At 71.7% G+C, this 11239-nt stretch carries 11 protein-coding genes; 5 read left to right on the top strand and 6 right to left on the bottom strand.

Going from position 1 to position 11239, the window contains the following annotated elements; genetic code table 11:
- The 3 genes from IBL25_RS21170 to IBL25_RS21160 form a co-directional block, all read right to left on the bottom strand.
- A partial coding sequence (locus IBL25_RS21170) for a flavin monoamine oxidase family protein (protein ID WP_187780488.1) occupies positions 1 to 1176 on the bottom strand: 1176 nt, incomplete at its 3' end.
- Positions 1177 to 1178: 2 nt separating this feature from the next.
- Positions 1179 to 1637 (bottom strand): YccF domain-containing protein, encoded by a 459-nt coding sequence (locus tag IBL25_RS21165; RefSeq protein ID WP_187780487.1) that lies wholly within the window; start codon positions 1635 to 1637, stop codon positions 1179 to 1181.
- A gap of 120 nt (positions 1638 to 1757) precedes the next feature.
- Complete coding sequence (locus IBL25_RS21160) at positions 1758 to 2927, bottom strand: patatin-like phospholipase family protein (protein ID WP_187780486.1); 1170 nt, start codon at positions 2925 to 2927, stop codon at positions 1758 to 1760.
- Between the two features lie 208 nt (positions 2928 to 3135).
- On the opposite strand from IBL25_RS21160, the gene IBL25_RS21155 reads away from it, so the two are divergent.
- The 5 genes from IBL25_RS21155 to IBL25_RS21135 all read left to right on the top strand — a co-directional run bounded on the left by IBL25_RS21155 (position 3136) and on the right by IBL25_RS21135 (position 8907).
- Positions 3136 to 3726, top strand: a complete 591-nt coding sequence (locus IBL25_RS21155; protein ID WP_187780485.1) for a biliverdin-producing heme oxygenase — start codon at positions 3136 to 3138, stop codon at positions 3724 to 3726.
- Entirely contained in the window at positions 3719 to 6298 is a 2580-nt protein-coding gene (locus IBL25_RS21150) for an HWE histidine kinase domain-containing protein (RefSeq protein WP_187780484.1), read from the top strand. The genes IBL25_RS21155 and IBL25_RS21150 overlap by 8 nt, the downstream gene beginning before the upstream one ends.
- Positions 6299 to 6414: 116 nt before the next feature.
- Complete coding sequence (locus tag IBL25_RS21145) at positions 6415 to 7410, top strand: Tim44 domain-containing protein (protein ID WP_187780483.1); 996 nt, start codon at positions 6415 to 6417, stop codon at positions 7408 to 7410.
- A gap of 143 nt (positions 7411 to 7553) precedes the next feature.
- Positions 7554 to 7937 (top strand): hypothetical protein, encoded by a 384-nt coding sequence (locus tag IBL25_RS21140; RefSeq protein ID WP_187780482.1) that lies wholly within the window; start codon positions 7554 to 7556, stop codon positions 7935 to 7937.
- 10 nt (positions 7938 to 7947) lie between these two features.
- Complete coding sequence (locus IBL25_RS21135; RefSeq protein WP_187780481.1) at positions 7948 to 8907, top strand: diacylglycerol/lipid kinase family protein; 960 nt, start codon at positions 7948 to 7950, stop codon at positions 8905 to 8907.
- Between the two features lie 41 nt (positions 8908 to 8948).
- Here IBL25_RS21135 and IBL25_RS21130 read toward each other — a convergent pair whose 3' ends face one another.
- Genes IBL25_RS21130 through glcF form a run of 3 tightly spaced genes read right to left on the bottom strand, consistent with a single transcriptional unit; the run spans position 8949 to position 10986 of the window.
- Positions 8949 to 9395, bottom strand: a complete 447-nt coding sequence (locus tag IBL25_RS21130) for a DUF1810 domain-containing protein (RefSeq protein ID WP_187780480.1) — start codon at positions 9393 to 9395, stop codon at positions 8949 to 8951.
- Positions 9396 to 9397: 2 nt separating this feature from the next.
- The gene (locus tag IBL25_RS21125; RefSeq protein WP_187780479.1) at positions 9398 to 9592 is read right to left on the bottom strand and encodes a hypothetical protein; all 195 of its coding nucleotides are present in this window, start codon (positions 9590 to 9592) and stop codon (positions 9398 to 9400) included.
- Between the two features lie 53 nt (positions 9593 to 9645).
- Positions 9646 to 10986 (bottom strand): glycolate oxidase subunit GlcF, encoded by a 1341-nt coding sequence (glcF, locus tag IBL25_RS21120; RefSeq protein WP_187780478.1) that lies wholly within the window; start codon positions 10984 to 10986, stop codon positions 9646 to 9648.
- Positions 10987 to 11239: the final 253 nt, after the last annotated feature.

The following is an 11239-nucleotide window of genomic DNA, read 5'->3' as shown; positions in this document are numbered from 1 at the left end:
GGCGAAGCAGAGCCGGCCTTCCGCCAGCGGCGCCGCCAGGATGCCGCGCGCCGCCGCCCGCCCCGGCCGCGCATGGGAATAAGCGCCGCGCGAGAAGGGGTCCCGCCCCCAGTCGCTGACCAGGGCGCCTTCCCGCCGCAGCGCCGCCATCGCGCGGGCGCCGAAATTCTTCGAAAGCTCCTCGAAGGCGAAGGCGACGGTGGCCGCCGGCCCGGCCTTGGCCAGGTCCCAGGCGGCGGGGCCGCCGACGAAGCCCATCAGGTGGTCATGGCCGAAGGGCCAGGCGATGGCGGTCATCGCCGCCTCCTCCTCCCGCTCCACCCGGCGCTCGATGCCGGCGAAGGGGGCGAGGTCGAGCCGGTCCGCGCCCCGGGCACGCAGCCCGATCTTGGTCAGCAGCCCCAGCGGCAGGTCATGGATGGCCTGGGCGGTCTCCGGCGGCAGTTCGGGTGTGAAGCGGATGGCGCCGGCGGCCAGCACGGCGGTGGGCACGGTGACGATGGTCGAGGCCGCCTCCAGCCGGCCGAAGCGGCCCTCGGCCACCACGCGGGGGCCGGACCAGTCCAGCCGCTCCACCACCGCGCCGTAGGAAACCGGCAGTTCCGCCGCCAGGCGCGCCAGCAGGGTGCCGGTCCCCTCGGGCAGCAGCAGGTCCGGCGCTTCCAGCAGGGTGTCGAGGTAGTCCCGCGCATCCATCTCGGCCAAGGGCGCGGCGCAGATCACGGGGCCTTCCCAGTGCATCACGGTGGCGTCCCAGCGGCCGCCGCCGAAGCCGGAGCGGGCGGCCAGGGCGGCCGCGCTTTCCCCCGGCAGCGGCACCAGGGCGCCGAGGCGGGTATGGAAGGTTTCCCAGGTGGCGTCATAGGCCGCCATGTCCTCCGGCCCGGCGCGGCGGCCGGCATCGAAGCAGACCGATTCGCGGGCGCTGCCATGGTCGAAGGTCGCCATGCCCAGGGACTGCGCCAGCAGGCGCAGCGGGTTGCGATTGGCGGCATGCAGCCAGGTGGCGCCGAGGTCGAAGGGCGCGCCCAGGGTGGCGGTATCGGTAGCGGCGCGGCCGCCGGGGCGGCTCCGCGCCTCCAGCACCTGGCAGCGCAGCCCGGCCTTCAGCAGCGCGCGGGCGGCGGCAATGCCCGCGGCGCCGGCGCCCACCACCAGCACATCGGTCTCGCTCATGGTCAGCCCCGCATCCGGTCCAGGCTGGACCGCCCGCGGCCGAGGGCGATGGCCTCGCCCACGTCATTGGGCACCACGCGCTTGCCCACCGGCGCCAGCGAGGCCGCCGCCAGCTTCAGGTGCGCCCAGGCGAAGGGCAGGCCGATGATGGTGACCGCCGCCCCCGCCGCCAGGGTCAGATGCGCGATGCAGAGCCAGATGCCGGCCAGCAGGAACCAGAGGATATTGGCCAGCCAGCCCAGCGGCCCGTTGCTGAGGGTGGGGCGGCCGGTCAGATCCTCGGCGGTGACGATCGTGTTGCCGAAGGGCAGCAGGCTGTAGCCGGCCAGCATCAGGCAGGCGCGCGCCCAGGGCAGGCCGATGATGGTCAGGGCCATCACCAGCGCGGCGGCCAGCCACATCAGCGCCGGGATGAAGCCCAGGCCGGGGATGTTCCACAGGATGTTCAGCAACAGGGCCATAGGGCTTCCAACAAGGTGACGCGGCCCGCAGGGCGGGGCCGCCGTGAAAAGACCGCCAATGACATGGAATGCAGGCCCAGGCGGGGCGGTTGCCGCCGGGCAGCCATGCGCCCCGGCCCCTCAGGGCCGGTGGACATCATGCACCTGGATGCCGCTGCCGGGCGGCGGCATGGCCAGCCAGTGGCCGTGCCGCAGCGTCGCGCGGGTATCCTCCAGCCCGGCGCGCCAGTGCTCGCGCATCGCCCCGGTGGAGAATTCATAGTCCTTGGCCTGCCCCTCATGCGCCTGCTGGCGGTAGATCAGGTGCAGGATCACCACCTCCGGCAGCCGCTCCAGCCGCTGCTTCAGGGCGCGCTGGCCCTCGTCCAGCCGCTCCTCCGGCACCAGGGCCAGGGCGCGGCGCAATTCCAGCTCCAGCGCCCGCATGCGGCGGTAGGCATCGGTCACCAGGCGGGTGCGGCTGCTGTACTGGATGTCCTTCTGCCGGGCCAGCACCCCGGGCATGGAGCGCGGCACGCTGCCCCGCGCGCTGAAGAGGTCCACCTGGAAGGCCAGGGTGTTCCGCTCCCCCAGGTTCTCCAGCAGATGCGCCAGCGGCGTGTTGGACACCAGCCCGCCATCCCAGAAGTGCTGCCCGCCCACCCGCACCATGGGCAGCGCCGGCGGCAGGGCGCCGGAGGCCATCACATGCTCCACCCCGATGCGGGTGGTGGCGCTGTCGAAATAGGCGAAGTTGCCGCTGCCCACATTCACCGCGCCCACCGAGAAGCGGATGCCGCCGTCGTTCAGCCGCTCCCAGTCCACCAGCCGGCGCAGCGTCTCCCGCAAGGGCGCGCTGTCGTAGAAGGCGGTGGCGGTCCTGGAGCCGGGGGCGGAGAACCAGGGGTTCGGCACATGCGGCGTGAAGAAGCCCGGCTGGCCCTGCAGCATGGTCAGCGCCGCCGAGGCCTCATGCCGCCATTGCCGCACCCAGTCCCCGGCATCCAGCACCTCCGGCAGGTCCAGCCCATAGGGCCAGAGCCGCTCGGTGGTGATGGTGTCCCAGAATTCCCGCAGGGCGGCGAGGCGCCGCTCCGGCGGGTTGCCGGCGATCAGCGCGCCGTTCACCGCGCCGATCGAGACCCCCGCGATCCAGTCCAGCCCGATGCCGGCCTCCTGCAGCCCCTCATGGACCCCGGCCTGGAAGGCACCCAGCGCGCCGCCGCCCTGCAACACCAGGGCGACGCGCCGGCAGCCCTGCGGGCGCCAGTCGGGCGCCGGGGGGCGGGCCTGCGGGTGGGGTTGGTCCATGGCGGAAGTCCTGCGAGGGCAAGGGAACGGCTCGGCCAGAGATTGTGCGCCGGGCCGCCGCTTGCCAGGGCTGCCCCGCCCGCGCGCGGCCGCGTGCAAGAATTGAAGGGTGGAGATGTTCGCCTTTCCCCCCTTTTTGGCATAAGGGGGACGCCCTGGGCCGCATCACCGCCGCCCTCCAACCGGGGCTGACGAGGCGGAACGATTGATGCAGCAGCAGGACGGCAAGCAGCAACAGGGCATCCGCTGGCACCTGCGCCAGGCCACCGCCGCGCGGCATGAGGAAGTGGATGCGCTCGGCAGCGCCTTTCCGCTGAAGACGCCGCAGGGCTACCGCCGCTTCCTGCGCGCCCATGCCCGTGCCCTGGCCTCGGTGGAACAGGGGCTGGAGGCCGCCGGCATCGCCAGCCTGCTGCCGGACTGGCCGGAACGCACCCGCCGCGCCGCCCTGGCCGCCGACCTGGCGGCCCTGGGCATCGCCGCGCCCCCTGCCCTGCCCTTCGCGCCGCCGGCCAGCCCGGCGGCGGTGCTGGGGGCGGCCTATGTGCTGGAGGGCTCCCGCTTCGGCAACGGCATGCTGCTGCGGCAGGTGCGGGAGGCGGGCGACACTTGCGCCTCCGCCGCCACCGCCTATCTCGCCCACAAGGCCTCCTGGCCTGCCTTCCTGGCAAGGCTTGAGCAGCAGCTCGCCGACCCCGCCCTCTGGCCCGGTGCGGCGGAGGGCGCAGTGGCCGCCTTCGCCTGCTTCCACGCCGCCCTGGCCGCCGAGCAGGCCGAGGAACCGCTTCTGCATGCCTGACGACTCCCTCCCGCCACCCGATGCTGCCCTGGACGAGGCCTTCGACCTCACCAATTGCGACCGCGAGCCGATCCACCTGCTGGGCGCCATCCAGCCCATCGGCTTCCTGATCGCCACCTCCCGCGATTGGCGCATCCAGCGCGTCTCGGCCAATGTGGCGCAGTATCTCGGCCGCCCGCCCGAGGCGCTGCTGGGCGAGCTGCTGTCCGGCATCTTCTCGCGCGAGGTGCTGCACGAGATCGGCGGCCGGCTGCACCTGCTGCGCGGCCCCAATGCGCTGGAGCGGCTCTTCGGCCTCTCGTTGCAGGAAGGCGGCGCGCCCTTCGACCTGGCCGTGCACATGGCCGGGGACCAGGTCGTCATCGAGGCCGAGCCCTCGGACCTGGAAGACGCGCTGGAAGCCGCCACCACCGTGCGCTCCATGATCTCGCGCCTGCAGCAGGCCGAGGATTTCGAGACGCTGTGCAAGGAGGCGGTGCGCCAGATCCGCGGCCTCACCGGCTTCTCCCGCGTCATGCTCTACCGCTTCCACCATGACGGCACGGGCGAGGTGATCGCGGAATCGGCCGCCTCCTTCGTCGATTCCTTCATGGGGCTGCGCTTCCCGGCTTCCGACATCCCGAAGCAGGCCCGGCTGCTCTATGAGCGCAACTGGCTGCGGCTGATCGGCGATACGGGGGCGGAGCCGGTGGCCATCCTGCCGCAGCGCGACGCGCAGGGCCGGGCGCTGGACCTGTCGCTCAGCGTGCTGCGCTCGGTCTCCCCCACCCATGTCGAATACCTGCGCAACATGGGCGTCGCGGCCTCCATGTCGATCTCGGTGCTGCGCAAGGGCAAGCTCTGGGGCCTGATCGCCTGCCACCATACCGAGCCGCTGCGCGTGCCCTTCGAGCGCCGCACCGCCGCCGAGCTTTTCGCCCAGGTGCTCTCCCTGCAACTGGAAAGCCGGGAGCGGGAGATCGACCAGGCGCGGGAGGCCGCGGCCAACAAGGTGCACAACCGGCTGATGGCCTCGCTCGGCGCCATGCGCCCGGGCAGCCGCAGCCTGGCCGATGTCCTCGACCTGCTCTCCGAGGTGCTGCCCTGCGACGGCGTCGGCCTCTGGTCCGCCAATGGCACGGCGCTGCGCGGCAGCACGCCGGGCACCGAGGATTTCGCCGCCCTGGTGCGCTTCCTCAACCGCACCGCCTCCGGCACCATCTATGCCACCCACCGGCTGGGCGAGGTCTTCGAGCCCGCCCGCGCCTTCGCCAACCGCGCGGCGGGGCTGCTGGCCATCCCGCTCTCGCGCGGGCCGCGCGACTACCTGGTCTTCTTCCGCCGGCAGGTCTCCCATGCCGTGACCTGGGCGGGTGACCCGAGCAAGCCCGTGACGATGGAGCGCGACGGCGCCCGGATCGCCCCGCGCAAGAGCTTCGCCGCCTGGCGGGAGATGGTGGAAGGCCATAGCGCCCCCTGGACCGAGAGCGACATGCAGACCGCCGAGCGGCTGCGCGTGACGCTGCTGGAAGTGGTGCTGCAGCTCTCCGACCTGGCGGAGCGGGAGCGGCGCGCGGCGCAGGAGCGGCAGGAGATCCTGATCGCCGAGCTGAACCACCGGGTGCGCAATATCCTGGGCCTGATCCGCGGGCTGGTGAAGCAGAGCCAGGGCAATGCCGCCACGGTGGAGGATTTCGCCACCATGATCGGCGGCCGCATCCAGGCCCTGGCCCGCGCCCATGACCAGATCACCGCCGACAAGTGGCAGCCGGCGCCCCTGGCCGACCTCGTGTTGGCCGAGGCCGCCGCCTACCTGGAGCACCGCGCGGACCGCGTCATCCTCTCCGGCCCGCCGGTGCTGCTGGAGCCCAATGCCCATACCACCCTGGCGCTGGTCTTCCACGAGATGATGACCAATGCCGTGAAGTATGGCGCGCTCTGCGACCGGCACGGCAGCGTCCGCATCGACTGGCGGCGGATCGAGCATGGCGCGCTGGAGATCCTCTGGACCGAGGAAGGCGGCCCGCCGGTGCAGGCGCCCAACCGCAAGGGCTTCGGCACCACCATCATCGAGCGCGCGGTGCCGCATGACCTGGGTGGCGAGGCCGAGCTGCGCTACGCCCTGGGCGGGCTTCAGGCGCGCTTCGTGCTGCCGGCCGCCCAGGTCCATGACGCCGCCACCCCGCGCCAGGACGACGAGCCCCGCCCCACCCCGCGCCCGGCCGGGGAGGATGTCGGCCCGCTGGGCCGCCGCGTGATGCTGGTGGAGGACAATCTGCTGATCGCCATGGATGCCGAGGATCAGCTCCGCCGCCTGGGCGCGACGGAGGTGGATGTCGCTTCCTCCGTGCAGGCGGCCCTGCAGATCATCGCCCGCACGCCGCCCGATGTGGCGCTGCTGGACATGAATCTGGGGCGCGAGAACAGCTTTCCCATCGCCGATGCGCTGACGGCCCGCGGCATCCCCTTCGTCTTCGCCACCGGCTATGGCGAGGCCAGCGCCTTCCCCGAGCGCTTCCAGCACTCCGCCGTGGTGAAGAAACCCTATACCCAGGTCGATATCCGCTCAGCCCTGCTCGGCTGCCTGGATTGAGGGCAACAAACCGGCTCCGCCGGCATTCAAGAACAGGAAGGGCCCAGCCACGCATTGGCGGTGGGGTTCGGGTTTCCTATATTCCTGTCCGAATGATGACACGCAGGAGAGAAACGATGCGACGTTCCGCCAGGCTCCTGGCTGCACTGGCCGTTCTGGCCCTCGCGCTGGGTCCCGCCCTGGCGGAGGCACGGCCCGGCGGCGGCTTCAGCTCCGGCAGCCGGGGCTCGCGTACCTACAGCGCCCCGCCCGCCACGCGCACGATCCCCAACAACACCGCGCGGCCCTTCGACCGCACCACCACGCCGGAAACCCGGCCCGCCACCCCGGCCAGCCCCGGCATGGCCGGCGCCGCCGGCGCGGCCCGCCCGGGCGGCTTCTTCGGCGGCGGCTTCATGGCCGGCATGATGGGCGGCCTGATCGGCGTCGGCCTCGGCGGCCTGCTCTTCGGCAACGGCATGTTCGGCGGCATCAGCGGCTTCGGCGGCGTGCTGGGCCTGCTGCTGCAAGTGGGGCTGATCGTCCTGCTGGTGCGCTTCGTGATGCGCAAGCTGCGCGGCGGCACCCAGCATGCCATGGCCGGCGGCCCGCGCCCCGGTGCCGTTCCGGGCGCCAACCCGGCGGCGGCCGGCCCCTATGCCCGGCAGATGCAGGACCTGCGCGGCCCCGGCGGCATGGGTGGCGGCCGTGCCCCCACGGGTACCCCGGTGCAGGTCGGCCAGGCCGATTTCCAGGCCTTCGAGCGCCTGCTGCGCGAGGTGAACGAGGCCTGGTCCCGCCGGGACGAGGGCGCGCTCTCCCGCCTCGCCACGCCGGAGATGGCCGGCTATTTCGCCGGCGACCTGCGTGACCTCGCGGCCCGCAACTGGGCCAACGAGACGCGCGACGTGCGGCTGGAGCAGGGCGACCTGTCCGAGGCCTGGCGTGAGGGCAATACCGAATACGCCACCGTCGCCATGCGCTTCTCGCTGATCGACGTGACGCGGGACCTCGGCACCGGCCAGGTGGTGGAAGGCGACCCGCAGCGGCGCCAGACGGTGGCCGAACTCTGGACCTTTGCCCGCCAGGGCGGCGGCGCCTGGAGGCTCTCGGCGATCCAGCAGCCGAACTGAACCGGCGGCAGGAAGAGCGCAATGAAAGGGGCATGGGCCGAGAGGTCCATGCCCCTTTTGCTGTGCTCCGCAATTCTCGGGGTGTGCCGGCGGGCCGCATCGTCTATGCAGTCAGCTACAAACCGTGCCCGGAGACTTCCGCCATGTCCGGCTTGTCGGCCCATGACGAGTACGAATTCCATGATCGTCGCGAGGCTGGTCACCGCTGGCTCTGGCTGGTGCTGCGTGGCCTTGGCATCGCCTTCTGGGGCCTTGTCACCTTCGCCCTGACCTTTGTGGAGCTGGTGGCCGAGGTGGTGGCACCGCTGCTGCTGATGCTGGGCGGGCTCTGGTGGGCGCTGGGCCAGGTCGTCGCCGCCCTGCCCATCCCGCCCGAGATCCAGCCCATGGTGCAGTCCTTTCCCAAGCAGCTGGTGGCCGGCGGCTATGTGCTGACGCCTTCCGGGCTGATCGTGCAGGGGCTGTGGCTGCTGGCGGTGGTGGCCGCCTGCCGCACCCTCAACGGGATCATCGCCAAGCAGACCTGACGCCCAGCCCGTGGAGAACCCACCGCTGCGGCTTTGCGTGCTGGTGAATGCCGGCGGCGGCTCCGTGCTGGGCCATGACCTGGAGCCGGAACTGCGCGAGGCCTTCGAGAGCCATGGGCTGGAGGCCGACATCCGGCTGCTGCCCGGAGACGCTCTGGAAGCGGCGGCGCAGCAGGCGCTGGAGCGCACCGGCCCCGGCCGCCATTACGATGCCGTGGTGGCCGGCGGCGGCGATGGCACCATCGGGCTGGTGGCCGGCGTCATGGCCGGCAGCGGCCGCGCCTTCGGGGTGCTGCCGCTGGGCACGCTGAACCACTTCGCCAAGGACCTGGGCCTGCCGCAGGACATCCCCGGCGCGGTGGGCGTCATCGCCGCGCGGCAGCTTCGCACGGTGGATGTGGCCGAGGTGAACGGGCGGGTCTTCGTCAACAATTCCTCCATCGGCCTCTATGCCTCGATGGTGGCGGACCGCGACCGGCAGCGCCGCCGCTCCGGCTGGGGCAAGTGGCCAGCCATGACCCTGGCCTTCTGCCGCGTGGTGTTGCGCTACCCGCTGCGCCGCGTGCGGGTGTTGGCCGAAGGCGAGGCCGGGCCCTGGACCCGCCGCTACCGCACGCCACTGCTCTTCATCGGCAACAATGCCTATGAGGTCAGCCTGCCGCGCCCCGGCACCCGGGCGGTGCTGGATGACGGCAAACTCAGCATGTTCATTGTCCGCCACCACCGCCCCTGGGGGCTGCTGAAGGTGGCGCTGCGGGCCATGCTGGGCCAGTTGCGGCACGAACGGGATTTCGAGAGCCATACGGTGACGGCGGTGGAGATCCGCTCCCGCTCCGCCTGGATGCGCGTCTCGATGGATGGGGAAGTGGTGCCGATGCGCCCGCCGCTGCGTTATGCCATCCGCCCCAGCGCGCTGCGGGTCTTCGCGCCCCTGCGGGAGCGGGTGGGCGAGGACACCGGCCCTTCCTAGAACAGCACCGGTTCAGGCGGCATTACCCGCCGGCGGACCGCCTAGCCGCCGCAGAGCGCGATCAGCGTCGCATGGTCCGGCGTGCCGGCGTAGAAGCGGTCCAGCGCCCGGCGGAAGACACGCTCGCCCGGCCGCGCCAGCGCGAAAAGGGTCATGGAGGACTGGAACTTCATGTCGTCCGGGCTGCCGAAGAGTTCGTAGGCGCTGCGGCCCTGCACGTCATTCGCCAGGGCCGTGCATTCCAGCAGCCGTGGCCCCAGCACCGCATGGTTCAGGTAGGCACGCGCCTCCTCCAGCGAACCGATGGCGTAGCGCCGTGCCATGTCGCTCTGGCCGAGCCCGGCGACCTGCGGAAAAACGAACCACATCCAGTGGCTGCGCTTCTGCCCCTGCCGCAATTCCCGCCGCACGGCAGCCATCATCGGGTCCTGCGCCCGCACGAAGCGGTCAAGGTCATAGGTATCCGGGTTGGCAAGCAGGTCCAGCATGACTAATGCCCCGCCGAATCGAGTTCAGAGAGCCAGACCTCGGCGGCATCGGCGGCCGCCTCATCCGGCGCGGTGATGCGAAGCTTGCCGGAATCCTCCGGCTCGGGCCCGATGGCCACTCCCGGTGCCTTGTACTCGCCCAGGATTTCGGGAGCGCTGCTGAGAAACACAGGGCGGGTAACGGTGCGGGTGACCATGGCAGGGTCCTGGCGATACGCCACGACAATGCGTCATCCGCGATTTCGTTGCGTTAGGTTACCACCGTTTGCACGTTTTTTTGTTCCGGGAGCATCGACAAAGCTTTTGGGCGTGGCCCGCCGGCCATCCAGTCCAGCAATTCCACGGTATGCACCACCGGCATGCCATCGGCGCCCCCCAGTTGCGTCAGGCAGCCGATATTGCCGCTGGCCACCACGCTGGCGCCGGTGCGGCGCAGGTTTTCCAGCTTGCGCTCCCGCAACTGGCCGGCAATGGCAGGCTGCATCAGGTTATAGGTGCCGGCCGAGCCGCAGCAGAGATGCGTTTCCGCCGGCTCCCGCAGCGTGAAGCCGGCACGGGCCAGCAACTGCTTCGGCACCCCGGTGATCTTCTGGCCATGCTGCAGGCTGCAGGCGGCGTGGTAGGCGACGGTGATGCCCGGCGCCTCGCGCGTGGGCTCGTAGCCGAATTGCAGCAGCACTTCCGAGACATCGCGCGCCAGCCCCGCCACCGCCGCCGCCTGGGCGGCGCGCGGCGTCTCGCGGAACATGAAGCCGTAATCCTTCACCGTGGTGCCGCAGCCGGAGGCATTGACCACGATGGCATCCAGTCCCTCCCCCGCCATCTCGCGCGTCCAGGCGTCGATATTGGCGCCGGCCAGGGCCATGGCGGGGTCGTGCTGGCCCATGTGGTGGTTCAGCGCGCCGCAGCAGCCCTGCCCCTCGGCCACCACCACCTCCACCCCCATGCGGGTCAGCAGCCGGATGGTGGCCTCGTTGATGGAAGGTGCCAGCACCGTCTGGGCGCAGCCGGTCAGCAGCGCCACCCGGCCGCGCCGGGTGCCTTCCGCCCTGTGTACCTTTGGCGCCGGGGGGTGGCCTGCATCTGGCAGCGCGGCGGGGGCCAGGGAGAGCATGGCCCGCAGCCGCTGCGCCAGCATCGATTCGCCCGGCAGCAGCCCGCGCAGCGGCCGCGCCAGCATGGCGGCGCGCAGCGCCAGCCGGAAGCGCCCCGGATAGGGCAGCAGCATGCCCAGGGCCCGGCGCAGCATCCGCTCCGGCCAGGGGCGGGTATAGGTCTGCTCGATATAGGCACGGGCATGGTCCACCAGGTGCATGTAATGTACGCCCGAGGGGCAGGTGGTCATGCAGGAGAGGCAGGAGAGGCAGCGGTCCACATGCTGCACCACCTGGGGCGTGGCCGGCTTGCCACCCTCCAGCATGTCCTTGATCAGGTAGATGCGGCCCCGGGGGCTGTCCAGCTCATCGCCCAGCAGCACGAAGGTGGGGCAGGTGGCGGTGCAGAAGCCGCAATGCACGCAGGTGCGCAGGATGGCGTTGGACTCCCGTGTATCGGGGTCCTTGAGCTGCTCGGGGCTGAAGCTGGTCTGCATCCCTGTTCTCTCCCTGTGCCGACAGCCTGCGGGGCGGCCAGCGCCGATGCAAGCCCGTGCCTGTCGCCACGATCCCGCCTGTTTCCCGCCGCGCCCTCGCCCCGGCCCAGCCGCAGGCTGTGCCAAGCCGCGGCAGCGCGGCAGGCGCCCCGCCGGTCCGGCTCCTCCCCACCTCCCCCCAGAGAAGCCGGGGCGATGGCACGGGGCCGGCGGGGCTGCCGTGTTCCGCCGCTCAGGCCCCGGCGCGCATCCG

The sequence above is a fragment of the Pseudoroseomonas ludipueritiae genome (assembly GCF_014490445.1).
In the GTDB taxonomy this organism is placed as follows: domain Bacteria; phylum Pseudomonadota; class Alphaproteobacteria; order Acetobacterales; family Acetobacteraceae; genus Pseudoroseomonas; species Pseudoroseomonas ludipueritiae.
The sequence above is the reverse complement of the archived record's forward strand: the minus strand, read 5'-3'. Positions and strand labels throughout refer to the sequence as shown.

Coding starts and splice junctions, on each gene's coding strand:
- IBL25_RS21165 (WP_187780487.1), bottom strand. CDS start 1,637: ATGGCCCTGTTGCTGAACATCCTGTGGAACATCCCCGGCCTGGGCTTC.
- IBL25_RS21160 (WP_187780486.1), bottom strand. CDS start 2,927: ATGGACCAACCCCACCCGCAGGCCCGCCCCCCGGCGCCCGACTGGCGC.
- IBL25_RS21155 (WP_187780485.1), top strand. CDS start 3,136: ATGCAGCAGCAGGACGGCAAGCAGCAACAGGGCATCCGCTGGCACCTG.
- IBL25_RS21150 (WP_187780484.1), top strand. CDS start 3,719: ATGCCTGACGACTCCCTCCCGCCACCCGATGCTGCCCTGGACGAGGCC.
- IBL25_RS21145 (WP_187780483.1), top strand. CDS start 6,415: ATGCGACGTTCCGCCAGGCTCCTGGCTGCACTGGCCGTTCTGGCCCTC.
- IBL25_RS21140 (WP_187780482.1), top strand. CDS start 7,554: ATGTCCGGCTTGTCGGCCCATGACGAGTACGAATTCCATGATCGTCGC.
- IBL25_RS21130 (WP_187780480.1), bottom strand. CDS start 9,395: ATGCTGGACCTGCTTGCCAACCCGGATACCTATGACCTTGACCGCTTC.
- IBL25_RS21125 (WP_187780479.1), bottom strand. CDS start 9,592: ATGGTCACCCGCACCGTTACCCGCCCTGTGTTTCTCAGCAGCGCTCCC.
- glcF (WP_187780478.1), bottom strand. CDS start 10,986: ATGCAGACCAGCTTCAGCCCCGAGCAGCTCAAGGACCCCGATACACGG.